This window comes from Chenggangzhangella methanolivorans (assembly GCF_042648545.1).
Lineage (GTDB): Bacteria > Pseudomonadota > Alphaproteobacteria > Rhizobiales > Methylopilaceae > Methylopila > Methylopila methanolivorans.
Map to the genome: position 1 here is coordinate 137,010 of NZ_JBHRXS010000003.1, position 22,867 is coordinate 159,876.

A 22,867-nucleotide genomic window follows, 5' to 3' on the forward strand; every position below is an offset into this window, starting at 1 on the left:
TGGGTCCCGGATCAAGTCCGGGACAAGAGAGCGGCGCTCAATAAGCCATCTTGGCGAACACGCGATCCACGTCGCGGTCCCACGAGCGCTCGTATTCGTCGAGCAGGGCCTCGGCGAGGGTGCGGCGCTCGTCCAGCACCTGCACGAGCGGGCGCAGATGGATGCGCTCGTCCTCGCCGAGCCAGTTCAGCCGGTTGCGGCGCTTGAGGCCGAGCTGGGCGAGCGACAGCGCGTCCCTGGCGACGTCGAGGACGCTGCGGCCCGCGATCGTGGCGCGCAGGCCCTCGCTGGGGACGGCGTCGCGAAGCGCCTGGCGCTCCTCCGCGGTCCAGCCCTTCACAAGGTCCCAGGCGCCGTCGAGGCTGGTCTGGTCGTAATAGATCCCGCCCCAGAAGGACGGCAGCGCGCAGATGCGGTTGGTCGGACCGCCGTCCGCGCCGCGCATTTCGAGGAAGCGCTTCAGCCGCACCTCGGGGAAGATCGTCGAGAGGTGGTTGGCCCAGTCGGAGACGGTCGGAAGTTCTCCGGGAAGCTGTTCGAGCTTGCCCGCCATCAGGTCGCGGAAAGAGGCGCCGGCGACGTCGTGATAGGTCTCCCCGCGCTTGACGAAATACATCGGCACGTCGAGCGCGTAGTCGACGTAAGCCTCGAAGCCGAACCCGTCCTCGAAGGCGAAGGGCAGCATGCCGGCGCGGTCGTTGTCGGTGTCGCGCCAGATCTCGGACCGCGCCGAGAGGAAGCCGTTGGGCTTTCCTTCGGTGAAGGGCGAGTTGGCGAAGAGCGCGGTGGCGATCGGCTGGAGAGCCAGCCCCACGCGCATCTTCCGGACCATGTCGGCTTCGGAGGAGAAGTCGAGGTTCGCCTGAACGGTGCAGGTCCGGTACATCATGTCGAGCCCGCGCGAGCCGACCTTCGGCATGTAGCGCGTCATGATCCCGTAGCGGCCCTTCGGCATCACGGGCGTCTCGGCGAGCGTCCATGTCGGGCTCATGCCGAGGCCGAGGAAGCCGATCCCGAGCGGCTCGGCGATCTCGCGCACCTGAGCGAGATGGGCGTGCAGCTCCGAGCAGGTCTGGTGGACGTTGTCGAGCGGCGCGCCGGACAGCTCGAACTGCCCGCCCGGCTCGAGGCTGATCGCCCCGCCGCCGGTGACGTCGTAGAGCCCGATGATCTTGTCGCGGTCGTGTATCGGCTCCCAGCCGAGCAGCGCCTGCATGCCTTCGAGCAGCGCGCGGATGCCGTCCGGGCCCTCATAGGGAACCGGCGAGAGGTCGGCGCGTCGGAACGGAAACTTCTCGTGCTCGGTGCCGATCTTGAACTCGGAGGCCGAGCGGCAGCCCGCCTCGATCCACGCGACGAGTTCGTCCCGCGTCGTGAGCGCGGTCGTGTCTGTCTGGTCGCGGGCCATGAGGATCGGTCTCGGCGGGAAATCAGCCGCCGTCAGTTAGGCGGTCACGGGCGAAGCGTAAAGGGCGGCCGCTGAGAGCAGGGTAGCTCTCAGCACGATCACCACCCTCTCCGCGTCATCCCCCGGCTTGTCCGGGGGATCCACAGACCGTCAAAGGACGCCGCAAGCGGATGAGCGGATGCCCCGGACGAGCCGGGGCATGACGAACTGGAGCAGCGGCGGCGCCCCTCAGCCCCTCACGCCTCGATGATCACCGTCGCGCCGACGTCGGCGCGGTCGTAGAGGTCGATGACGTCGTGGTTGAACATGCGCACGCAGCCCGACGACATCGCGAGGCCGATCGACTTCGGATAGTTGGTGCCGTGGATGCGGTAGGACGAATCCCGGCCACCCTGGAACAGGTACATGGCGCGCGCGCCGAGCGGGTTCTTGAGGCCGCCCGGCATGCCCCCGGCCCAGGGGCCGTTGGTCTTCGGGTCGCGCTTGATCATCGAGGCGGTCGGGGTCCAGCGCGGCCACTTGGCCTTGTGGGCGATCTTCGCCCGGCCCTTCCACTCCATGCCTTCCTTGCCGACGCCGATGCCGTAGCGCACCGCGGTGCCGCCCTTCTCGACGATGTAGAGCCGGCGCTGCGAGGTCAGCACCACGATGGTGCCGGGCTTCTCGCCGGTCGGATCCTTCACCCGGCGGCGCAGCACGGCGTCGTCGACATTGGCGTAGTTCATCGCGGGCAGCGGATGGGCCTCGTCGTCCTGCGCGCCGTAGATCCTGGAATAGCTGAACCCTGAGTCGCCGAAGTCGTCGAACATGCCGCGGGGCATAGCCGCGCAGGCCCCGAGCGCAAGCGGCAGACCAGCCACAAGGGCGCGGCGCGACAGCCCGATCAGGGCGGGTTTGGGGAAAGCGTCGTCGGTCATCGGCTCGTCATCGGCTGAAGGGGATCCAGAAACGACGAGGCCGGGCCGTCCGAAGACGACCCGGCCATCGCATGCCGGCGCTCAAAAAGCGCCCGGCGGTGGGCCCGCTCTCCCCCGAGGCGGGCCCGAACCTCGATCACGAACGAACCACGACCTTGGTGCCGAGCGGCACGCGATCGTAGAGGTCGATCACGTCCTGGTTCATCATGCGGATGCATCCCGACGAGACGGCCTTGCCGATCGAATAGGGCTCGACCGTGCCGTGGATGCGGAACAGCGTGTCCTTGTCGCCCTGCCACAGCGTCATGGAGCGGGCGCCGAGCGGATTGCCGGGGCCGCCCGGCATGCCGTTGGCGTAAGGACGGGCGTGCGGGTCGCGCGCCACCATCTCCGCCGGCGGATGCCAGTCCGGCCATTCCAGCTTGCGGCGGATATAGGCCTGGCCGGACCAGGCGAAGCCCTCGCGGCCGACGCCCACGCCGTAGCGGATCGCGGTGCCGTCGCTCTGGACGAGATAGAGATGACGCTCGCTCGGGTCGATCACGATGGTGCCGGGCGCCTCGCCCGTCGTGTTCGGCACGGTCTGCTTGAGGAAGCGTGGGTCGACCTTCTCGAGGTTGACCGACTTCACCGGATAAGGCTCGGAGGCCGTCAGCTGGTCGCCGTAGCGGCTCGACGAGTCGAGGTCGCCGACGATCGGGCCGGCGGTCACCGGCGGCACGGGGGCCGGGGCGAAGGCCGGCGCCGGGGTCTGCACCGCCGCTTGGTTCGGCAGCGGCCGCGAGCCCGCGCAGGCGGCGAGCGCCAGCGGCAGGGCGGCGATCAGGACGAGACGTCCCAGCGAAGACAGATGCGGCATGCGATCACGAAGACGGAAATTGGACGCTGTCGACATGGGACGTGTTCGCGCTACTCGAGTTGAGCGCCCGCATCCGCGAACGCCTGTCTAAAGGCTATACGCCGCTCCGCGCGGCCCCGGGATGGCAAGTTGATGACGCGGCGGCGTTCCTGCCGCAGTGCGGCATTTCGGCAACGGGTCTGTCGCGGGCCCCGAACGCCCTCGAGCCCTGACACTCTCGGGGCCGCATGGTTAACCAAAGGTCAACGGCCCGAAGACCAGTCGCCGACTGTGGCCTGGAGGACGGCGAGCGCGGCCACCGCCGCGGTGTCGGCCCGCAGGATGCGCGGTCCGAGCCCGATCCGCACCGTCTGGGGGAGCGCCGACAGCGCCTTGCGCTCCGCCGGATCGAAGCCGCCCTCGGGGCCGATCAGCAGCGCGAGCGGCTTGCCCGCGAGGGCGCGAAGCGGCGCGAGCGGATCCGCGCCGGCGGCGTCCTCGTCGCAGAACACCAGCGGCTCGCCCTCCGGCCAGCGCGCGAGAATCGCCTCGAGCGTCTCCGGCTCGTTGATCTCGGGGACGGCGAGCACCCCGCATTGCTCGGCGGCCTCGACGGCGTTCGCCCGCATCCGGTCGAGATTGACGCGCGAGACCTGCGTGCGCCGCGTGATCGCGGGCGAGATGCGCGAGACGCCCATCTCCACCGCCTTCTGCACCATGTAGTCGAGCCGCGCGTGCTTCAGCGGCGCGAACAGCCAGCGCAGCCTGCCGGACGGAGTCTGCGGCCGCGTGAGGCCGACGAGCTCGGCGCGCGCGCGCTTCTTGGCGACCTCGACGAGCCGGGCGCTCCACTCGCCGTCCCGGCCGTTGAACAGCAGCAGGCCGTCGCCCTCGCCCATGCGCAGAACGTTGCGCAGGTAGTTCGCCTGCCCGTCGTCGAAGTCGATCTGCGCCCCCTCGGACATCGGGGCGTCGACGAACAGGCGCGTCGAGGAGAAATCATATGCCGTCATGGAATGCCGTCGTCGGGATCCTCGGCCCTGACGCCGCCGGGCCTAATCCCTGTGCAGCACCAGGAGGATGATCATGGTGTAGGAGATGCCGGCCGCGCCGTAGAACCAGCCGACGTTGATCGTCGGGTTCGAGTTGCCGAGCAGGAACGCCGCGAAGCCGAGCGCGGCCATCAAGGCGAGGGCGGCGACGACGCCGAACAGGTTGCGAACGATACGGAACATAGGTCGTGCTTGCGGCGAATCCGAAAGGGGGAGCCGGCAGGCCCACCGGGCGCTTCTAGCATGGCGCAGCGCGCGCGGTTAGGCGACGCTCCATTTCGACGATGCGCGGACCCTCGCCTCGCGGACCCTTGTCTCGCGGACCCTTGCGAAATGCTCAGCGACTCGGCCGCGGGCGTCGGTTAAACAGGACCAAAGACGTTCTCCGCCCCGGACTTCCGTGCTGCGCCATCTGCTGATCGCCGCCCTCATCTTCGCCGCGCTGGCCGCGACAGGCCTGCGCGAGCGCGCCGGCCGCGCGCTCTACGCGGCGGGCTTCGCCTCGGCGGGCGCGGCGCTCGTCGGCGGCGAGGCTTTCGCGGCGGCGGCGCTCTATCACGACAAGCGCTACGACGAGGCCGCGCAGGCTTTCCGCGCCGCGGACTTTCCGGCCCAGCATTACGACGTCGGCCTCTCGCTCGCCCGCGCCGGGCGCCTCAAGGAGGCGGCCGACGCTTTCGACTACGCGCTCGTGGTCGACCCGAACGACGAGGACGCCCGCTTCAACCTCGCGCTGATCGAGGCGCTGATGCGCGTCGAGCGCGCCGACGGCCCGAAGGCGAGCGGCGCGGCCGGCGCGAGCGCGGACGAGAACAAGCGCTCGAACTCCTCGGCCGACCTCGACAGCGGCGTGAACTCGACGGGCGCGGGAGCCGCGGGCGATCGCGACAGCGGAGAGCGCGCCGTGAACGCCGGGCCGAGCCGCGTGCTGCGCGAGGGAAGCGGCGGCCCGTCGGACCGCGCCGACGAACCCGGCAAGGCGAGCGGCTCGGTCGGCTCCGGCGCGGGCGCTGGCCGCACCGGCGAGGCCAATCGCAACGTCGCGCGGCCGCCCGAGCAGCTCGCCCACCGCCTTGCGCCGATGTCGCTCAAGACCATGGCGGCCTCGCAGCGCTGGCTCGAGACCTTGCCGGACGATCCGGGTCTCTATCTGAAGCGCCGCATCGTCCATGAGCGCGACGGACGTCAGGAACGCGGGGTCGCGGCCCCGCAGCAGACCGACGCCTGGTGAGTTCGGCTTGGCCCGCAGGTTCGGCGCGAACGGCTCGACGCCCCGCCCCGGCTCGCCTTGGGGCGTCTGATCCGATGGACAAGGATCCGGCGCTGGGTCAGCACGCAGCCGCTGAGCAGGATTTCCGGATCGCGTCGATCCGCTGCAGCAGATCTCCCTCCTGAAGGGAGCTTTGGATCAAGCTGTCGCCGAGAATAAGCGCCGGCGTTCCGGTGACCCCCAGGCCTCGAGCAAGCTCCGCATTGGCGTCCAGCTCGGCCTTGATCGCCGGATCCGCCATGTCCTTGCGCAACTGCTCGCCGTCGAGGCCAAGGCGGGTAGCGGCGGCGACGACGCTTGCTTCCGACAGGTCGTTTGTCTCGAACAGCGCGCGATGCAGGTCGAGATAGCGCTCCGGTCGTTGCCTGCGCGCGGCGATCGACGCCGTGGCCGCGACGCGCGAGCCCGGCCCCAGGATCGGCAGGTCCCTGAATATGACGCGAACGTCGGAACTGTCCGCCACGACCTTATGGAGCGTCGGCAGCATCTTTTTGCAATAGCCGCAACGGAAGTCGAAGAATTCGACGATCGTGACCTTCGCGGTCTCCGGACCGATGGACGCGGCTTTCGGATCGAAGATCGCGGCGCGCTGCTCGGCGATCTTCGCTCTCGCCTGAGCCGCCGCCTTCTCCTGCTGCTGCTTCTTGTAGTTCTGCGCCGCTTCGGCCAGCACTTCGGGATTGCTGATCAGATAGTCGCGAACGATCTGCCGGACCTGGTCCGCCGTCAGGACCGGCTGCCGGTCTTCGGCATACGCCTGGGCCGTCGCGAAGAACAGCCCCAGACATGCCGCCAAGCCGAGCCGGATCGGCCAAATCTTGATCAGCGACGTCTTGATCAGCTGCGTCTTGATCGGCGGAGTCTTGCGCCTCATTCAGGCTTGCCGGCGCCAGACGACGCCTCGCAGCTGAAGCAGGTCGTGACGAAGAGGGCTTGCGAGCAGAAGTAGTTGGTGACCGTGTCGCCGTTGACGCACTGCTCGTTCCAGGTCACCCAGCAATTGTCCGCCGGCTGGCACTCCGTCTGCCTGTTCGATTCCGGGCAGCCCGGATCGCTGACTTCCTTGCTCGCCCCGTTGCAGGAGCCGTTTGGATTGATCGGCGAGCACGCGATCGAGATCGACCACCTGTTCGAATGGACCGAGGTGTTGCTAAGCAGAAAGTCGAGACTGTTTAAGTTATCGCCGATGGGGTTGCGCGTAATGATATGCCAGCTGCTTGACCAGCTGTCGCTCCACCCGCCCCAGGCATACATGCCGGCGGGGCAGTACACGTTCATATATTCGCTTCGATCGGCCTTGAGCTCGCCGGTGTCGGTCTGCACGTAGCATTGCGGGATGTTGCTGTTATCGCAGACGTCGGCCTTTGCGGACCTGGCGTCGAGCATCAGCGCCATCAAAGCGAACGCCGCGAGGCCGCAGCACCGAAAAAACGACCGGCCGGTCATCCTGATCTTGCTCACGACTTTGTCTCCCCAGTCACGCAAATGAGCCGACACGCCATTTCAGAGCAGCGAACGAGCCGCTAGCTCCTCTCATGCGGGTTCCACCCGTAGCCCACCCGACGGTGCTGAAGGCCCCCTTTGGAGAACGACCTCTTGGAACAGGCCAGGTAAACCTTCGCTTTGCCTGACCCGTTTCCCGACTGCGCGAAGTATTCGAAGGTCGCGCCGATCTCGCGGTTCTTCTTGTCCAGCTTCGTGCTTTTCAACGTGACGAACACGTGCTTCCCGACGATCGCCGACCAGTTCCAGAAGTACGTTCCGGAAGGACACGAGAAATCGGCGAGCATAGGCTGGCCCATCTTCAGTTTCTGGACCGGGGTCGGCTCGGTGTTGCACGCCGGAACCTTGCGGCACTCCGGGGCCCCCACGCGATCCTCCAGACCCGAAGTGGGCTCGGCCGCGGCCTCGCGCGCGCCGAAAGGCCCCAGGCCCGCCCCGAGAGCCAAAAGCACGCATGACGTGAGTGTGCTGAACCGACGCATCAAATCCCCGCCTTCGAAGACGCCGCGTTAATGGAAACCTTGCACCTGCAATAGAGTCTGTCAACGAGATCCGAGAAAAACAATACGCGTTGCTTACGATTACATGGCATCTCAAGACACATTCGCGTGATATTGATTCGTTATATTTAAATTTGATATGTTTGCGTCATCTTTCTTCACTCGGGACGTCGACTCGGCCGCGAAGGGCGAGGCCGCCGTCAGCGGGCGGCCGCCCTCGCACGCGCTTCGATGTGACTTTCCAGCTTATTGAAGCTGCGGCGCGATGATCCGCCGCTCCTCACGCGTCAGCTCGGGCCGCAGCGCGCCCATCTCAGAAAGGATGGAGCGAGCTCGGCGCCACAGCGGACCCGTTCTCGATGGGAACGCCGCCTCAGCCCGTCGCCTGGCGCTCGCCGACGTCGATCGCCCGCCAGAGCTCGGCGACCGAGATCGGCTTGGTGACGACGGCGTCGGCGCCGGCTTCCAGAAAGGCCGCGATGTCCTCGTCGAAGGCGCGGGCCGTCAGCCCGACGATCCGGATCGCTCCGACCGGACCTTCCATCGCGCGGATCGCGCGCGTCGCCGCGAGGCCGTCGAGGGTCGGCATCACGGCGTCCATCAGAACGAGATCGTAGTCCCCGCCCCCGACCGCCGCGACCGCGGCCGCGCCGTTCTCGACCACGTCGAAGCCATGGCCGAAATGCTCGAGCAGCGTGCCCACCACGCGCTGGTTGATGGCGTTGTCCTCGGCCACCAGCACGCGGATCGGGCCGTTGGCGGCGCGCACGTCGAGCGCGCCGAGGCGCAGCGTCACCGCGACCTCCGCCCCGCCCGAGGGACGATCGAAGGCCTGCGCCTCGCCGCCCATGCCGCGCGCGAGATCGGCGACCACCGCGAGCCCGAGGCCCGCCGCGCCCTGCGCGCCGTCCCCTTGCGCGAAGGGCGCGAATAGCAGCTCCGGCCGCGGCCCGACGCCGGGGCCGGTGTCGCGGAGCGCGATCCGCAGCGTCACGGTCTCGGCGTCGCCCGAGACCCGCTCGATCGCGAGCTCGACCGAACCGGACTCGGTCGCGCGGAGCGCATTGTCGGCGAGATTGTCGACGATCTGGCGCAGCGCCGCCTCGTCGGCGAGCACGCGGTCCGGCGCGCCCGGCGCGCGGACGGCGCGGAAGGCGAGCCCCTTTACGGCCGCGCGCGCGGCGAGCGGCGGCGAGACGCGAGCGAGAAACAGGTCGACGTCGAGCGCCTTCGGCGCGGTCGGGACCGCGCCGCCGAGCAGGCTGGTGGACAGGCCGAACAGATGCTCGGCCGCCGCCTTCAGCGCGTTGGCGTGGCCGCGCGCGCCCTCCGACAGGTCTTCGGCGAGCAGCAGGTCGGCGAGCGCCAGGATCCCGCCGAGCGGCGTGCGGATCTCGTGCGCCGCGACCGCGATGCGCCGATCCGCCGATTGCGGGGCGGGCATGTCGTCCACGGGGATCGCCTTGGCGCTCATCTGGCGCATGCTCCGTCGCGAGGGCGTGAGTGAGAGTGCCGCGACGATGACTTCCAGGACTTTAAGGATGGGCTAAACCGATCGCGTAAAACACGGTTGTACGACAGCAATCCACAACCTTTCCGTCAGCGCCCCGCATGCGTTGACCGCTCGATTTCGAGACGTTACGCCTCGGTCCATCCCATGAACGATCTTATCTCCATCGTCCTCCCCACCTTTGGCCTGATCGCGATCGGCTACGGGACCGGCCGGCTGAAGCTGCTCGGCGACCGGGCGGGCGACGGCCTGTCGGACTATGTCTTCCTTCTCGCCATCCCCTCGCTGATCTTCAGGACGCTCTCGACCAGCACCTCGCCGGCCGAAAACCCCTGGGGCTACTGGATCGCGTATTTCGGCGGCGTGATCGTGGTCTGGACCGTCGCCATGATTCTGGCGCGCCGGGTGTTCAAGCGCGACAAGGCGGAGGCCGCGGTCCACGGCTTCTCGGCGGGCCAGGCCAACACTGTGCTGGTCGGCGTGCCGCTGATCCTGAAGGTCTACGGCGACGACGGCGCGGTGCCGCTGTTCCTTCTGCTCGCCATCCACCTGCCGATCATGATGACGGCGGTGACGGTTCTGATCGAGGCGGCCGAAGGCGGCCGCCCGCCGCTCGTCATGGCCAAAGGGCTCATCAAGACGATCGTGACCCACCCGATCGTCATCGCGCTCGTCGCGGGCGTCGCGGCGCAGCACTTCCAGGTGCAGGCGACGGGCGCCGCCAGGGCGCTGATCGACCAGCTCGCCGCGACGGCGAGCCCCTGCGCGCTCGTCGCCATGGGCCTCGCGCTCGCCAAGTTCGGCTTCGTGAGCGACATGAAGGCGGTGGCCGCCATCTCGGCCCTGAAGCTCGTCGTGCACCCGTTTCTCGTGTGGCTGCTCGCCTTCCACGTGCTCGACGTGCCGCCGGTCTGGGCGGGCGTCGCGGTGCTGTTCGCCGCCATGCCCTGCGGCGTGAACGCCTATCTGATCGCCGCTCGCTACAAGGTCGGCCAGCCGACCGCGTCCGCGGCGGTCGCGGTCTCGACAGGCTTCTCGGTGATCTCGGTGTCCGGCTGGCTCTGGGTCATCGGCGCGATCTGAACGGCAAGGAGCCTCGAAGTTTGACCGACCCGATCTCCGACCGCTTCTCCCACGGCTCGCCGCCCCGCGAGATCGCGGTTCTCAGGCGCGAGGGCCAGGGCCCCTGCGTGGTCTGGCTCGGCGGGTTCCTGTCGGAAATGACCGCGACCAAGGCGAGCGCGCTCGACGTCTGGGCGGCGAAGACGGGTCGGGCGTTCCTGCGCTTCGACTATTCGGGCCACGGCGCCTCCGGCGGCGCCTTTCGCGACGGGACCATCGGCGACTGGCTCGAGGACGCCCTTGCGGCGATCGCCCGACACGCCGGCGAGGCCCCGGTGCTGGTCGGCTCGTCGATGGGCGGCTGGATCGCGCTGCTGGCCGCGCGCAAGATGCCGAGGCCGCCTTCCGGCCTCGTGCTGATCGCGCCGGCGGCCGACTTCACCGAGACGCTGATGTGGGAGCGGTTCCCGGACGCCCAGCGCCGCGCGATCCTCGAGGACGGCGTCTACGAGCGGCCGAGCGAATACTCGCCCGACCCGACCCCGATCACCCGCCGCCTGATCGAGGAGGGGCGCAACCATCTTCTGCTCGGCGGGCCGGTGCGCACCGGCTGCCCCGTCCACATTGTGCAGGGGATGGCGGACCCGGACGTGCCGTGGGAGCATGCGCTGAAGCTCGTCGAGCGGCTCGCCGAGGACGACGTGACCACCACGCTCATCAAGGACGGCGACCATCGTCTCTCCCGCCCCGAAGACCTCGCGCGCATCGTGGAAGCCGTGGACGGCGTCGCAGAGCGGGGCTGAGGGGGCTCGCCTCGAAGGAATCGGGATGGCTAAAGTCGGCTCGCCGCCGATTCGCGCGGTTGATTTGACGATCGCGAGCGCCCGCCGCCTCATGTCGCTGTTTCGCGTGCTCAGGCCCCGACCTCTCCTCGTGCAGGACACGGCGGCCGACGGCGCCTCGTTCCTGATCAACACGCGGCTCGGGAAGGTCGCGGTCACCGTGCGCCGCTCGAGTCAGGCCCGCCGCATGACGTTGCGCGTGCGCTCCGCCACCCGCGACGTCACCCTTACGTTGCCCTCGCGCACCGCCGAGGCGGCCGCGCGCGACTTCGTCGAGCGCCATGTCGGCTGGATCGAGCAGCGGCTGGCGCGGCTTCCCGAACGGGTGCCGCTCGCCCCGGGCGAGATCGTGCCGTTGCGCGGCGTCGCGCATCGCATCTCGCTTCGCCCCGGCATGCGCGGCCTCGTCCGGATCGAGCCCGGCCAGCGCGGCCGCGAGCCCGAGATCGCGGTCTACGGCCTGCCCGAGCACGCCCCGCGCCGCGTCGCCGACTTTCTCAAGCGCGAGGCGCGCCAGGCCTTCGTCGAGGCGGCGGGCCGCCACGCGGCGGCGCTCGGAGTCACGATCGGCAAGATCGTCATCAAGGACACGACCAGCCGCTGGGGCTCGTGCTCGGCGGCCGGCGACCTCGCCTTTTCCTGGCGCCTGATCCTCGCGCCGACCTATGTCCTCGACTATCTCGCCGCCCATGAGGTGGCGCACCGCCGCGAGATGAACCACGGGCCGCGCTACTGGGCCAATGTCGAGCGGCTCTTCCCCGACTATGAGCGGGCCGAGGCGTGGCTGCGCGCGCACGGCGCCGCGCTGCACCGCTACGGCTGAAGGAAGCGACCGGCATGCGCGTCCTCGTCTTCCAGCACCTTGAGGTCGAGCATCCGGGCTCCTTCCGGGAATTCTGGCGCGACCGGAACGTCGAGTGGACCACGGTCGAGCTCGACGCCGGCGACGAGATCCCGCCGCTCAAGGGCTTCGACCTGCTCGCCGTCATGGGCGGCCCGATGGACGTCTGGGAGGAAGACCAGCACCCCTGGCTCGTCGCCGAGAAGGCCGCGATCCGGCGCTGGGTGGCGGAGCTGAAGCGGCCCTATTTCGGCATCTGCCTCGGCCACCAGCTCCTCGCCGTCTCGCTCGGCGGCGAAGCGAAGATGATGGCCTCGCCCGAAGTGGGGCTCGGCGACGTCAGCCTGACCGATGAGGGGCGCGCCGACCCGCTGTTCGCCGGCCTGCCCGAGCGCGTCCAGACGTTCCAGTGGCATGGCGTCGAGGTGACGCGCCTCCCGGAAGACGCGGTCGCGCTCGCCTCGAACGATGCGGCGGCGGTGCAGGCGATGCGGGTCGGGGCGAACGCCTACGGGGTCCAGTTCCATCCCGAGATCGTCGCCGAGACGGTGGCGGACTGGCGGCGCATTCCCGAATATTGGGCGAGCCTGCAGAAGGCGCTTGGTCCGGACGGCGCGGAGAATCTCGCGGGGGAAGTCACGCCGCTACTTCCGGCATTTCGCGAAACCGCGGCTGCGCTCGACCGCAATCTGACAAAAATCGCCGGCTAACAACAATTGTTTCGCGCCGGCGGGAGCCGTCTTCTCGCGCCTTCGCGCGGGTATGCGGCTGGGCGTGGCGCTCGCTTAGAACGCCACGCATTCCCGGCTGTCGCCGACGTGACGACCGGCGCTTCAGGGACGATCGAAGACCCTCAGCTCGCGCGAGAGAACGTTTCGTCGAACGAGTAGCCCGCGCCGCGCACCGTGCGGATCGGATCGGGCTTGCGGCCGCGGTTCAGCGCCTTGCGCAGCCGCCCGACATGGACGTCCACGGTGCGCTCGTCGATATAGACGTCCCGGCCCCACACGCCGTCGAGCAGCTGCTCGCGCGTGAAGACGCGGCCGGAGGACTGCATCAGGAACTCGAGCAGACGGAACTCGGTCGGCCCGAGATGGACCTCCCGCAGCTGCCGACGCACGCGCCGGTTCTCACGGTCAAGCTCGATGTCGCCGGCCTTCAGCGTCCGCGACACGTGCTCGGGCTTGGTGCGCCGGAGCAGCGACTTCACCCGCGCCACGAGCTCGGGAACCGAGAAGGGCTTCACCACATAGTCGTCCGCGCCGGTGGCCAGGCCCCGGATGCGTTCGCCCTCCTCGCCGCGCGCGGTGAGCATGATGATCGGCAGACGTTCGGTCTCGCGCTTGGCGCGCAGGCGCCGGCAGAGCTCGATCCCCGAGACCCCCGGCAACATCCAGTCGAGCAGGATGAGGTCGGGGGTCGCCTCGGAAAGGCGCACCTCGGCCTCGTCCCCGCGCGCAACGCTGTCGACCTCGTAGCCTTCGGCTTCGAGGTTGTAGCGGAGCAGCATGGTGAGCGGCTCTTCGTCTTCGACGATCATCACGCGCGGGTTCATGCGGCCAGGCCTCTCCTGAGGTCAGTCGGTCGAAGTCGCGAGGGTCAGTCGAAGTCCGCGCTGACGAGGTCGGCCTTGGGCCGGTCTTCGGTCAACGGGACGCCGTGCACGACGTAATACACCGTCTCGGCGACGTTGGTGGCGTGGTCGCCGATGCGCTCGATGTTCTTGGCGCAGAACAGCAGATGCGCGCAGAAGCCGATGTTGCGCGGATCCTCCATCATATAGGTGAGGAGTTCGCGGAACAGCGAGTTATAGAGCGCGTCGATCTCGCCGTCATGCGTCCACACCTCGAGCGCGCGCTTGTCGTCGCGGCGGGTGTAGGCGTCAAGCACCTCCTTGAGCTGCGCGAGCGTGAGGTCGGCGATGTGCGCAACCCCGCCGGCGAGCTTGGGCGGCTGGAACTGGCCGTCGAGCGCGACCACGCGCTTGGCGATGTTCTTGGCGAGGTCGCCGATGCGCTCGAGATCGTTGGCGATGCGCAGCGCCCCCACCACCTGGCGGAGGTCGATCGCGACCGGCGCGCGGCGCGCGATCGTCATGATGCCGCGCTCCTCGATCTCATGCTGGAGGCGATCGATCGCGCGGTCCCACTCGATGACGCGGCGGGCGAGCGGGATGTCGCGGCGAACGAGCGCGTCGACGGACTCGCCGACGAGCTTCTCGCAGAGCCCGCCCATCTCGGCGAGCTTGTCGGCGAGCTGGTTGAGGTCGTCGTCGAACGACGAGACGATGTGGTTGTCGGCGAGCGACATGGCTCTCCTCCTGAAACTCAGCCGAACCGGCCGGTGATGTAGTCCTGGGTGCGCTTGTCGTTCGGGCTCGTGAAGATCTTCTCCGTCTCGCCCGTCTCGACCAGAATGCCCAGATGGAAGAAGGCGACGCGCTGGGAGACGCGCGCGGCCTGCTGCATCGAATGCGTCACGATCACGATGGTGTAGTTGCGTCGGATCTCCTCGATCAGCTCCTCGACGCGCGCGGTCGCGATCGGGTCGAGCGCCGAGCAGGGCTCGTCCATGAGGATGATCTCGGGGCTCACCGCGATCGCGCGGGCGATGCACAGACGCTGCTGCTGGCCGCCCGAAAGGCCGGTGCCGGTGTCGTTAAGGCGGTCCTTCACCTCGTTCCACAGGCTCGCCTTCTTGAGCGAGGACTCGACGATCTCGTCGAGCTCCGCCTTGTTCCTGGCGAGGCCATGGATGCGCGGGCCGTAGGCGACGTTCTCGTAGATCGACTTCGGGAACGGGTTCGGCTTCTGGAACACCATGCCGACGCGGGCGCGCAGCTGAACGACGTCCAGGCTCGGATCGTAGATGTTCTGGTCGTCGATCTGGATGAGGCCGGAGACCTTGGCGCTCGCGACCGTGTCGTTCATGCGGTTGATGCAGCGCAGGAAGGTCGACTTGCCGCAGCCCGACGGTCCGATGAAGGCCATGACGGCCTTCTCGGGAACGTCGAGCGTGACGTTCTTCAGCGCGTGCTTCTCGCCGTAATGCACGTTGACGTCACGGGCGATGATCTTGGGCTCGCCCAGAGGCTGCGGGCGGGCGCCGATGTTGGCGGGGGCGGATTTGGCGACGGCGGTAGCGTCCATGAGAAAAACTCCTTCAGAAACCGGTCACCAGCGCCGCTCGAAGCGCTTGCGCAGGAGAATGGCGAGCCCGTTCATCGCGAACAGGAAGAGCAGAAGAACGAGGATCGCGGCCGAGGTCTTGGCCTGGAATGCGACTTCCGGCAGGTCCGACCAGAGATAGATCTGGACCGGGAGCGCCGTGGTGGCGGAGGTGAAGCTCGTCGGAACGTCGACGATGAACGCCACCATGCCGATGAGGAGCAACGGCGCGGTCTCGCCGAGCGCGTGGGCCATGCCGATGATGGTGCCGGTCATGATGCCCGGCATCGCGAGCGGCAGGGTGTGGTGGAACACCGCCTGCTGATGCGAGGCGCCGACGCCGAGCGCGGCCTCGCGGATCGACGGCGGCACCGCCTTCAGCGCGGCGCGCGACGCGATGATGATGGTCGGCAGCACCAGAAGCGCCAGCACGAAGCCGCCCACCACCGCCGAAGACCGCGGCATGCCGAAGAAGTTCAGGAAGATCGCGAGGCCGAGCAGGCCGTAGACGATCGAGGGCACGGCCGCCAGATTGTTGATGTTGATCTCGATGATGTCGGTCCAGCGGTTCTTGGGCGCGAACTCCTCGAGATAGATCGCCGCGCCGACGCCGACCGGCAGGCAGAACACGAGCGTCACGAACATCGTCATCAGCGAGCCGACGAGCGCGCCGAGGATGCCGGCCTGCTCGGCCTCGCGACTGTCGCCGCTCGTGAAGAAGCCGGTGTTAAAGCCGCTGTCGACGAGGCCCTTGGCCTTGAGCGTCTCGAGCCAGGCGATCTGCTGGTCGCCGACGCGGCGCTCGTTCTCGGGCGTCTCGAAGGTCAGCACCTTCCACTGGCCCGCCTGGGCGGCGTTCTGGTTGGTGAGCGGGGTCAGCGCCACGCCCTCGATGCGGTTCGCCGAGAGGCTGTTGACCTTCACGAGGCCGCCGTTGATCGAGACCAGCAGGCTCGGGAGCTTCGGATCGAGCTTCTCGGCGCCGCTTCCGTCCTTGAAGCGGGTTTCGAAGTCGGCCGCCTCGCCGGCGAGCGTCTCCATCTGAGCTTGGAGGCTGGAGGCGTCGCTGTCGATCTTGCCGAGCGCCGCGGTCGCGACGTCGATCTTGGACTGGTCGCCAGTGGAGCGCGCGCCCGCGAGGTTGGCCTCGGCGGCGGGACGATCCGCCACGACGCCGTCGCGCAGGCTTTTGAGACGCTCGACCGTGAAGCGGCGCTCACGGGCCTTCTCGGAGAGATCGGTCTTGATCTCTTCGAGATCGCTCTGGAAGGCAGGGTTCGAGGTCTCGATGACGACGTCGCCGGTGACGGCGCTCGGCGTCGCGACGCCCTTGCCCTCTTCCTCTTCGATCTTGGTGACGGCGCCCTTCAGATAGAGGTCGGCGTCGTCGGAGAACAGCGCGCGGGTCGAGACCTCACGGCCGATCAGCGCGGGGTCCGCCATCACGGCGGCGCGAAGGTCGTCGCTCGCGCCGTTCGACAGCAGGCCGTTCAGCTGGCGGCGTTCGGCGCGCCCCTTAACCTCGGGGAACAGCGCCTGATACGACGCGCGCACCGCCTTGTTGTAGTCGCCGCGGGCGAGCGAGGCCGCCGATCGGTCGCCCGACGGGTCGACGTCGGAGGCTTCCGGGGTCGCCGAGAGCGAGAGATGCGTGGTGGTGAAGGCCGGCCACGCGTTGCTGACGATGTCGGTCATCAGGATCACGAGGAAGGCGGCCGCGAAGGCGATCGCCCCGATGCCGTAGGCCTTGAAGCGGGCTTCGGCGCGGTAGCGCTTGCGGACGCGGGCGCGCGCCTCGTCGGAGTCCATCGCGTGTCGCATGGTCCGGTTCGTCGTCGCGGTGACGTCAGTCATACTGTTCCCGATACTTCTGGACGATGCGCAGCGCGATGAAATTCAGCACGAGGGTGAAGAAGAAGAGCACGAAGCCGAGCGCGAAGGCCGAGAGCGTCTTGGCGCTGTCGAACTCCTGGTCGCCCACGAGCAGCGTCTTGATCTGCACCGTGACGGTGGTGACCGCCTCGAGCGGGTTGAAGGTGAGGTTGCCGGCGAGGCCGGCCGCCATCACCACGATCATGGTCTCGCCGACCGCGCGGGAGATCGCCAGCATGAAGGCCGAGACGATGCCCGGGAGCGCCGCGGGAAGGATGACCCGCTTGATGGTCTCGGACTTGGTCGCGCCCATGCCGTAGGAGCCGTCGCGCAGCGACTGCGGCACCGCGTTGATGACGTCGTCGGAGAGCGACGAGACGAACGGGATGATCATCACGCCCATCACGAGGCCCGCCGCGAGCGCGCTTTCGGACGCGACGTTCAGGCCGAAATATTCGCCCGTGGAGCGGATGAACGGCGCGACGGTGAGCGCGGCGAAGAAGCCGAACACCACGGTCGGAACGCCCGCCAGCACCTCGAGGATCGGCTTGGCGACCGCGCGGACCTTGGGCGAGGCGTACTCGGCCATGTAGATCGCCGCGAAGAGACCGACGGGACCGGCCACCAGCATCGCGATCAGCATGATGAGGGTGGTGCCGGCGAAGAGCGGAACCGCGCCGAACGCGCCCGACGAACCGACCTGGTCGGAGCGGATCGCCGTCTGGGGCGACCACTGCGTGCCGAACAGGAACTCGTACCACGGCACCTTGGAGAAGAAGCGCAGCGTCTCGAACAGCACCGAGAACACGATGCCGACGGTGGTCAGCACCGCGACCGAGGCGCAGGCGACCAGCATCCAGGTGACCCAGCGCTCGACGCCGTTGCGGGCGCGGAACTCGGCCGAAAGCTGGCGGGCGCCCCAGTAGAAGCCGAGGATCGCGAGCGCGAGGCCGACGACCAGCAGGCTCCAGTCGGTGACCGTGCGCCAGAAGTTCAGCATGTCGGCGCCCGCGGAGATCGCCGGGTCGACGCCCTCCATGCGGATGCCGGAGGCGATCTGGTAGATCTCGCGCAGACGCGCGCCGTAGGTGAGCTCGTCGGTGGGCTTCAGGCCCGGGGGCAGCGCCGCGATGGCCTGCGCGTCGACGATGCGGTGGGCGACCATCAGCCAGACGATCAGCCAGACCAGCATCGGGGCGACGGCGGCGAGCGCCACGTATCCGCCGTGATAGCTCGGGAGCGAGTGAAGCCGGGCGACGCCGCCGCCGGCGATCGCGAAGCTCGCGCCTTTCTGGCGACCCGTGACATAGGCGCCGGCCGCCACCAGCAGCATCGCGGCGATGTAGATCAGCATCATGAAGATGCGCGCTCCCCGTGGGCGCTCGGAAACTCTGGGATCAGGACATGCGGCGGAGGCGGCTCCGCGGAGCGCTCCCGCCGGCCCCCGGCGAACTGTCCGCCGGGCCGAAAGGCCGACCGGCCCGGAAAGCGACGCTCTCCGGGCCGGCGGTCGAGACGTCGGACCTTACGAGGCCGGAGCGCCGATGGTCTTCAGAGCCTTGGCGGCGTCCTCAGAGGACTTGGCGAGCTCGGCCGGGAGCGGGACGAGGCCCTTCTCGCCGAGATAGCCTTCCTCGCCCATCGCCTTGTCGGAGGCGTACTCGGCCAGGAACTCCTTGAGGCCCGGGATCACGCCGATGTGCTGCTTCTTGAAGTAGACGTACAGCGGACGCGACACCTTGTAGGAGCCGTCGGCGATGCCCTCGAAGGTCGGGGCCTTGCCTTCGATCGAGGCGCCCTGGATCTGCGAGGCGTTCTCTTCGAGGAACGAGTAGCCGAAGATGCCGACGGCCTTCGGGTTCGCCTCCAGCTTCTGGACGATCAGGTTGTCGTTCTCGCCGGCGTCGATGTAGGCGCCGTCCTCGCGGACCGTCTTCCAGACCTTGTCGAAGGCCTTGCTGTCGGACTTCTTAAGGGCCGCGAGCGCGTCGATCTTCTCGGCGCCCTTCTCCATCACGAGCTCGAGGAACGCGTCACGGGTGCCCGAGGTCGGAGGGGGACCGAGCACTTCGATCTTCTCGGCCGCGAGCGACGGGTCGATGTCGTTCCAGTTCTTGGCGGTGTTGGCGGCGAGCTTGCCGTCGGCGCCCGGAACTTCCTTGGCGAGCGCGAGGAAGAGCTGCTGGCGGGTCAGCTTGAAGGCCGGGCCCTTCTTGGAGTTGGCGATGACGATGCCGTCAAAGCCGATCTTGAGCTCGATGATGTCGGTCACGCCGTTCTTGGCGCAGTCTTCGAACTCGGACTTCTTGATGGCGCGCGAGGCGTTCGCGGCGTCCGGATGGCCGGCGCCGACGCCGGCGCAGAACAGCTTGAGGCCGCCGCCCGTGCCGGTCGACTCGACCACCGGGGTCTTGAACTGGCCGCCCTTGCCGAACTGCTCGGCCGCCGCGGTGGTGAACGGATACACGGTCGACGAGCCGACGATGCGGATCTGGTCGCGCGACTGCGCGTTGGCGGCGCCGGCGGCCAAGAGGCTGCAGCCGAGCGCGAGCGCGCTGGTGAGCGTGAGGAGTTTCACGTGTCTCTCCTGTTTGAGACTGGCTGTTCTGTCATCCGCGCCGCCACGCTTTCGCAGGCGGCGCAAAACCTTCGACGGGCCGCTTTGGAACCCTGCCGACCGGGACCGTACTGGCCCCTCGCTGCTCTTCTATGACCTTCACATGACAGTTGGATGACGCGCCGGAATCCCTCAAAACTGAGGGGTCAGCTCGCGCGCTTCAGATCCTGCCCGACATTGGCGGGCGCATCCGCGGGCTCCAGCAGCGCGGTGAAGGTCGCGCCGTCGCCGGCCGCGCTCTCGATGGTCAGGCGACCACCATGGCGCTGGAGGATGTGCTTGACGAGCGCCAGGCCAAGGCCCGTGCCGCCCTTGTCGCGGCTGTCGCCGACATCGACGCGGTAGAAGCGTTCGGTCAGGCGCGGCAGGTGCTCGGGCGCGACGCCCGGCCCGTAGTCGCGGACCACGAGGCGGGCGCCTTCCGCCCCCAGATCGACCCCCACGTCGACCCGTCCGCCGGACTGGCCGTATTTCACGGCGTTCTCGATGAGGTTCTCGGCGACGCGGATGAGTTCGTCGCGGTCCCCGCGCACGCTGGCCTGAGCGAGCGTGAGCGCGATCTCCACGCCGCGCTCGCGGGCGAGCGGCTGCAGGCTGTCGGCGACGCCGCGCACCAGCTCGGCGAGATCGACGACGCTGCGGGGCTTCACATGGGCCTTGAGCTCGATCCGCGACAGCGACAGAAGGTCGTCGATCAGCCGCGACATGCGGTTGGCCTGGGCGCGCATGATCTCGAGGAATTTTTCGCGCGCCGCGACGTCGTTCTTCGCCGGGCCCTGAAGGGTCTCGATGAAGCCGAGCAGCGAGGCGAGCGGGGTCCGCAGCTCATGGCTGGCGTTGGCGACGAAATCGCCGCGCATCCGCTCGGAACGGCGCTGCTCGGTGAGGTCGCGCAGCGCGACGACGGTCAGCACGCCGGCGCCGGGGCTGAGCCGCGTCTGCGCCACATGGGCCTCGCGCCAGCGCTCCACCGGCGCGCGTTCGACATAGAGCACCGTCTGGGGCGCGCTCGACGCGGCGCGCACGGCCTCGAGCACCTCGGGCGCCCGAAGCGCGAAGGAGACCGGCTCGCCGATGCGGATTTCGCCGAGCGCGGCGCGGGCGCGCTCGTTGAAGACGGTCACGAAGCCGCGACGATCGAGCACAAGAACGGGGTCGGGAAGTCCCGACAGGATCGCGGAGAGCTCCTCGCGCAGCGCCTTGACGCCGCCGCCGACTTCGCGCGGCGCGGGCGCCGATGCGCGCGGCGCGACCGCGGTCGCCAACAGGACCACGGCGAAAGCGAGCAGCCCCTCCCAGGGCCCGAGCCGCCCCGCGGCCACAACGCTTGCGAGCACGAAGGCCGTGGCGAGCAGGGGCCACCGGGCGGACGCGAGCCACGCCAAGCGCCGCTCGGGCGCGATCAGCCGTCTTGCCCTCTGGAGTCGTTCCGCCATTTTGCGACGCGACGCGCTTTCCGTCCGGTTGTTCGAGTCAGGGTTAGACACTCGACACCAGGTCGGTGACAACCCCGCGACACGGAGCCGCCGATCATGACTGAAAAAGACGCCGCCTCAACCGCCAAGGCCGCGGGCGACGCCAAGGGCGTCGGCGAGAAAGCCGACAAGGTCGAAGCGGCGCCGGCCACGGAGGCGGTCGCCGCCCCCGATCCGACCGACGCGGTCGCGCCGGAAGGGATGGAGGATGCGCCGGCGGTCACGATCGACGGCGTGACGGTCGATCTGGACGACCGGAAGCTGCCCAAGGAAGTCGACAAGCAGGCGTTTGCGAGCGGCGGCTATCCGTATGAGGACAAGCTCGACGACGCCGCCTACGAGGCCGAGCTCCGCAATCTGCAGATCGAGCTGTTGAAGCTGCAGGCCTGGGTGAAGAAGACCGGCGAGCGCGTCGCCATTCTGTTCGAGGGGCGGGACTCCGCCGGCAAGGGCGGCACCATCGCGCGCATCACCCAGCACATGCCGCCCCGCAGCGTGCGCGTCGTCGCGCTGTCGAAGCCCTCTCCGTCCGAGGCCGGCCAGTGGTACTTCCAGCGCTACATCCAGCAGATGCCGACCGCGGGCGAGATCGTGCTGTTCGACCGCTCCTGGTACAACCGGGCGGGCGTCGAGCCGGTGATGGGCTTTTCGAGCCCGACCGAGACCGCCCGCTTCCTCGAGGAGGCGCCCCAGATCGAGAAGCTGCTCGTGGGCGACGGGCTGCGCCTCTTCAAGTTCTGGCTGACCGTCGGCCGGGAGATGCAGATCAAGCGCCTGCACGAGCGCCGGCACGATCCGCTGAAGCGCTGGAAGCTGTCGCCGATCGACTACGCCGGGCTCAATCTCTGGGACGCCTATTCCGAGGCCGCCGACCGCATGCTGCGCGCCAGCGACTCGCCCGAAGCGCCGTGGACGGTGGTCAAGGCCAACGACAAGAAGCGCCTGCGCCTTGCGGTGATGCGCAAGATCCTGCTCGCGATCCCCTACAAGGGCCGCGACCTGCAGATCGTCGGCGGGCTCGACGGGCGGCTCGTCATGGGCGCGGAGGCGTTTCTGGCCGAGGGCGGCGAGCGCTGATCAGGCGCCGACGCGCAAGGAGCTAGCCGAGCGGCCGGCCGGCGCGGCGGAACGCGCCGGCGCCGAGCGCGCTCCAGTCCTTTTCGGAGTCGCCCGCCGCGATCGCCTCGATGAAGGCGTCGCGCAGCAGCGAGGCGATGGGCAGCGGCGTCGCGGCCGTCTCCCCGGCCTGAAGCGCGAGGCGCACGTCCTTCAGCCCGAGCGGCAGCTTGAAGCCCGCGGGCTCGAACGCCCGGTCGGCGATCAGGCCGGAATAGATCTTGTAGGCGGGCGAGGCGAACACGGTGCCGGTCATGACGTCGTAGAGGTCGGCCGCCGGAACGTCGTGTCCCTCGACCAGCGCCCCGGCCTCGCCGAGCGTCTCGATCATGCTGGCGAGCGCGAAATTGCAGGCGATCTTGACCACGCTCGCCCGCGCGGCCCGGTCGCCGAGCGGCCAGACCTTCTTGGCGAAGAGTTCGAGCACGGGCGTCGCTTTGGCGACGGCCTCGGGCGCGCCCGCGCACAGCACGTTGAGCTGGCCGGCCGCCGCGACGTCGGGGCGGCCGAGCACCGGGGCCGACACGTAGGACAGGCCCCGCTCGCGATGAAGCGCCTCCATGCGCTCGGCGAAAGCGACAGAAACCGTCGACAGGTTCACATGCACGAGGCCGGGCCGCGCCTTCTCGAGCGCCCCCGAGGCGACGAGCACCTGGTCAATCACCTCATCCTGGCTCAGCATCGAAAGGCAGAGGTCGGCGTCGAGCGCGCCGGCCGGCCCGGCCACGGCTTCAGCGCCTTCGGCCGCCAGAGCTTCGGCGGGGCCGGGAGAGCGGTTCCAGACCCTGAGGTCGTGTCCGCCCTGCATGATGCGGCGGGCGACGCCCTGCCCCATGCCTCCAAGGCCGATGAAGCCGACGATCATTGGCTGTCCTTT

The 22,867-nt window shown here is 68.7% G+C and carries 22 protein-coding genes and 2 pseudogenes; 6 read left to right on the forward strand and 18 right to left on the reverse strand.

The window, feature by feature from the left end:
- Positions 1 to 37 precede the first annotated feature (37 nt).
- The 5 genes from ACFOWB_RS01035 to ACFOWB_RS01055 all read right to left on the reverse strand — a co-directional run bounded on the left by ACFOWB_RS01035 (position 38) and on the right by ACFOWB_RS01055 (position 4,398).
- Complete coding sequence (locus tag ACFOWB_RS01035) at positions 38 to 1,408, reverse strand: glutamate--cysteine ligase (RefSeq protein ID WP_261401727.1); 1,371 nt, start codon at positions 1,406 to 1,408, stop codon at positions 38 to 40.
- A gap of 236 nt (positions 1,409 to 1,644) precedes the next feature.
- Positions 1,645 to 2,292, reverse strand: a complete 648-nt coding sequence (locus ACFOWB_RS01040) for a L,D-transpeptidase (RefSeq protein WP_261405779.1) — start codon at positions 2,290 to 2,292, stop codon at positions 1,645 to 1,647.
- 169 nt (positions 2,293 to 2,461) lie between these two features.
- Positions 2,462 to 3,184: a L,D-transpeptidase gene (locus tag ACFOWB_RS01045; protein ID WP_378145200.1), complete on the reverse strand. Its 723-nt coding sequence runs from the start codon at positions 3,182 to 3,184 to the stop codon at positions 2,462 to 2,464.
- Positions 3,185 to 3,426: 242 nt separating this feature from the next.
- Positions 3,427 to 4,176: a 16S rRNA (uracil(1498)-N(3))-methyltransferase gene (locus tag ACFOWB_RS01050; RefSeq protein WP_261401726.1), complete on the reverse strand. Its 750-nt coding sequence runs from the start codon at positions 4,174 to 4,176 to the stop codon at positions 3,427 to 3,429.
- Between the two features lie 42 nt (positions 4,177 to 4,218).
- Positions 4,219 to 4,398, reverse strand: coding sequence for a hypothetical protein (locus ACFOWB_RS01055; protein WP_261401725.1), 180 nt, complete (start codon positions 4,396 to 4,398; stop codon positions 4,219 to 4,221).
- A 217-nt stretch (positions 4,399 to 4,615) separates the two neighbouring features.
- Here ACFOWB_RS01055 and ACFOWB_RS01060 point away from each other — a divergent pair, with 217 nt between their 5' ends.
- Positions 4,616 to 5,446, forward strand: a complete 831-nt coding sequence (locus tag ACFOWB_RS01060; protein WP_378145203.1) for a hypothetical protein — start codon at positions 4,616 to 4,618, stop codon at positions 5,444 to 5,446.
- A 97-nt stretch (positions 5,447 to 5,543) separates the two neighbouring features.
- Here ACFOWB_RS01060 and ACFOWB_RS01065 read toward each other — a convergent pair whose 3' ends face one another.
- The 4 genes from ACFOWB_RS01065 to ACFOWB_RS01080 form a co-directional block, all read right to left on the reverse strand.
- Positions 5,544 to 6,281 (reverse strand): DsbA family protein, encoded by a 738-nt coding sequence (locus ACFOWB_RS01065; protein ID WP_378145205.1) that lies wholly within the window; start codon positions 6,279 to 6,281, stop codon positions 5,544 to 5,546.
- A gap of 74 nt (positions 6,282 to 6,355) precedes the next feature.
- Positions 6,356 to 6,946: a hypothetical protein gene (locus ACFOWB_RS01070; RefSeq protein WP_261401722.1), complete on the reverse strand. Its 591-nt coding sequence runs from the start codon at positions 6,944 to 6,946 to the stop codon at positions 6,356 to 6,358.
- A 62-nt stretch (positions 6,947 to 7,008) separates the two neighbouring features.
- Complete coding sequence (locus tag ACFOWB_RS01075) at positions 7,009 to 7,470, reverse strand: hypothetical protein (protein WP_378145207.1); 462 nt, start codon at positions 7,468 to 7,470, stop codon at positions 7,009 to 7,011.
- 391 nt (positions 7,471 to 7,861) lie between these two features.
- Positions 7,862 to 8,962, reverse strand: coding sequence for a response regulator (locus ACFOWB_RS01080; protein WP_261401720.1), 1,101 nt, complete (start codon positions 8,960 to 8,962; stop codon positions 7,862 to 7,864).
- A gap of 183 nt (positions 8,963 to 9,145) precedes the next feature.
- Between ACFOWB_RS01080 and ACFOWB_RS01085 the strand changes: the two genes are divergently transcribed.
- The 4 genes from ACFOWB_RS01085 to ACFOWB_RS01100 all read left to right on the forward strand — a co-directional run bounded on the left by ACFOWB_RS01085 (position 9,146) and on the right by ACFOWB_RS01100 (position 12,453).
- Complete coding sequence (locus ACFOWB_RS01085) at positions 9,146 to 10,081, forward strand: AEC family transporter (RefSeq protein WP_261401719.1); 936 nt, start codon at positions 9,146 to 9,148, stop codon at positions 10,079 to 10,081.
- Positions 10,082 to 10,101: 20 nt separating this feature from the next.
- On the forward strand, positions 10,102 to 10,863 hold the full coding sequence (locus tag ACFOWB_RS01090) for an alpha/beta hydrolase (protein WP_378145210.1): 762 nt from the start codon (positions 10,102 to 10,104) through the stop codon (positions 10,861 to 10,863).
- A gap of 91 nt (positions 10,864 to 10,954) precedes the next feature.
- Positions 10,955 to 11,725 carry a M48 family metallopeptidase gene (locus tag ACFOWB_RS01095; protein WP_378145212.1) on the forward strand — a complete coding sequence of 257 codons (771 nt, stop codon included), beginning with the start codon at positions 10,955 to 10,957 and terminating at the stop codon, positions 11,723 to 11,725.
- 14 nt (positions 11,726 to 11,739) lie between these two features.
- Positions 11,740 to 12,453 (forward strand): type 1 glutamine amidotransferase, encoded by a 714-nt coding sequence (locus ACFOWB_RS01100; RefSeq protein WP_378145214.1) that lies wholly within the window; start codon positions 11,740 to 11,742, stop codon positions 12,451 to 12,453.
- Positions 12,454 to 12,596: 143 nt separating this feature from the next.
- Here ACFOWB_RS01100 and phoB read toward each other — a convergent pair whose 3' ends face one another.
- From phoB to ACFOWB_RS01140, 8 genes and pseudogenes are all read right to left on the reverse strand, one after another.
- The gene (gene phoB, locus ACFOWB_RS01105) at positions 12,597 to 13,298 is read right to left on the reverse strand and encodes a phosphate regulon transcriptional regulator PhoB (protein WP_378145215.1); all 702 of its coding nucleotides are present in this window, start codon (positions 13,296 to 13,298) and stop codon (positions 12,597 to 12,599) included.
- A 44-nt stretch (positions 13,299 to 13,342) separates the two neighbouring features.
- Entirely contained in the window at positions 13,343 to 14,053 is a 711-nt protein-coding gene (phoU, locus tag ACFOWB_RS01110) for a phosphate signaling complex protein PhoU (RefSeq protein ID WP_261401715.1), read from the reverse strand.
- Positions 14,054 to 14,070: 17 nt separating this feature from the next.
- A complete protein-coding gene (pstB, locus tag ACFOWB_RS01115; RefSeq protein WP_378146056.1) occupies positions 14,071 to 14,853 on the reverse strand; it encodes a phosphate ABC transporter ATP-binding protein PstB in 783 nt (260 codons plus the stop codon).
- A gap of 63 nt (positions 14,854 to 14,916) precedes the next feature.
- A pseudogene (gene pstA / locus ACFOWB_RS01120) lies at positions 14,917 to 15,795 on the reverse strand (phosphate ABC transporter permease PstA); the annotation flags it as partial.
- 477 nt (positions 15,796 to 16,272) lie between these two features.
- Positions 16,273 to 16,764 (reverse strand): annotated as a pseudogene (locus ACFOWB_RS01125) (DUF3333 domain-containing protein); the annotation flags it as partial.
- Positions 16,757 to 18,139 (reverse strand): phosphate ABC transporter permease subunit PstC, encoded by a 1,383-nt coding sequence (pstC, locus tag ACFOWB_RS01130; protein ID WP_261401712.1) that lies wholly within the window; start codon positions 18,137 to 18,139, stop codon positions 16,757 to 16,759. The gene pstC and the pseudogene ACFOWB_RS01125, both read right to left, overlap by 8 nt.
- A 168-nt stretch (positions 18,140 to 18,307) precedes the next feature.
- Positions 18,308 to 19,360, reverse strand: coding sequence for a PstS family phosphate ABC transporter substrate-binding protein (locus tag ACFOWB_RS01135; protein ID WP_378145218.1), 1,053 nt, complete (start codon positions 19,358 to 19,360; stop codon positions 18,308 to 18,310).
- Positions 19,361 to 19,545: 185 nt separating this feature from the next.
- The gene (locus tag ACFOWB_RS01140) at positions 19,546 to 20,784 is read right to left on the reverse strand and encodes an ATP-binding protein (protein ID WP_378145220.1); all 1,239 of its coding nucleotides are present in this window, start codon (positions 20,782 to 20,784) and stop codon (positions 19,546 to 19,548) included.
- A gap of 147 nt (positions 20,785 to 20,931) precedes the next feature.
- On the opposite strand from ACFOWB_RS01140, the gene ppk2 reads away from it, so the two are divergent.
- Entirely contained in the window at positions 20,932 to 21,951 is a 1,020-nt protein-coding gene (gene ppk2 / locus ACFOWB_RS01145; protein ID WP_261401707.1) for a polyphosphate kinase 2, read from the forward strand.
- A 22-nt stretch (positions 21,952 to 21,973) separates the two neighbouring features.
- Here the strand turns inward: ppk2 and ACFOWB_RS01150 are convergent, their stop codons facing one another.
- Entirely contained in the window at positions 21,974 to 22,855 is an 882-nt protein-coding gene (locus ACFOWB_RS01150; RefSeq protein WP_378145222.1) for an NAD(P)-dependent oxidoreductase, read from the reverse strand.
- Positions 22,856 to 22,867 lie beyond the last annotated feature (12 nt).

What these genes read in the sequence shown, in the direction of transcription:
- ACFOWB_RS01080 (WP_261401720.1), bottom strand. Translation starts at nt 8,962, where the DNA reads ATGAGCGCCAAGGCGATCCCCGTGGACGACATGCCCGCCCCGCAATCG.
- ACFOWB_RS01100 (WP_378145214.1), top strand. Translation starts at nt 11,740, where the DNA reads ATGCGCGTCCTCGTCTTCCAGCACCTTGAGGTCGAGCATCCGGGCTCC.
- ACFOWB_RS01055 (WP_261401725.1), bottom strand. Translation starts at nt 4,398, where the DNA reads ATGTTCCGTATCGTTCGCAACCTGTTCGGCGTCGTCGCCGCCCTCGCC.
- ACFOWB_RS01095 (WP_378145212.1), top strand. Translation starts at nt 10,955, where the DNA reads ATGTCGCTGTTTCGCGTGCTCAGGCCCCGACCTCTCCTCGTGCAGGAC.
- ACFOWB_RS01050 (WP_261401726.1), bottom strand. Translation starts at nt 4,176, where the DNA reads ATGACGGCATATGATTTCTCCTCGACGCGCCTGTTCGTCGACGCCCCG.
- phoU (WP_261401715.1), bottom strand. Translation starts at nt 14,053, where the DNA reads ATGTCGCTCGCCGACAACCACATCGTCTCGTCGTTCGACGACGACCTC.
- ACFOWB_RS01035 (WP_261401727.1), bottom strand. Translation starts at nt 1,408, where the DNA reads ATGGCCCGCGACCAGACAGACACGACCGCGCTCACGACGCGGGACGAA.
- ACFOWB_RS01150 (WP_378145222.1), bottom strand. Translation starts at nt 22,855, where the DNA reads ATGATCGTCGGCTTCATCGGCCTTGGAGGCATGGGGCAGGGCGTCGCC.
- ACFOWB_RS01045 (WP_378145200.1), bottom strand. Translation starts at nt 3,184, where the DNA reads ATGCCGCATCTGTCTTCGCTGGGACGTCTCGTCCTGATCGCCGCCCTG.
- ppk2 (WP_261401707.1), top strand. Translation starts at nt 20,932, where the DNA reads ATGACTGAAAAAGACGCCGCCTCAACCGCCAAGGCCGCGGGCGACGCC.
- phoB (WP_378145215.1), bottom strand. Translation starts at nt 13,298, where the DNA reads ATGAACCCGCGCGTGATGATCGTCGAAGACGAAGAGCCGCTCACCATG.
- ACFOWB_RS01085 (WP_261401719.1), top strand. Translation starts at nt 9,146, where the DNA reads ATGAACGATCTTATCTCCATCGTCCTCCCCACCTTTGGCCTGATCGCG.
- pstC (WP_261401712.1), bottom strand. Translation starts at nt 18,139, where the DNA reads ATGATGCTGATCTACATCGCCGCGATGCTGCTGGTGGCGGCCGGCGCC.
- ACFOWB_RS01075 (WP_378145207.1), bottom strand. Translation starts at nt 7,470, where the DNA reads ATGCGTCGGTTCAGCACACTCACGTCATGCGTGCTTTTGGCTCTCGGG.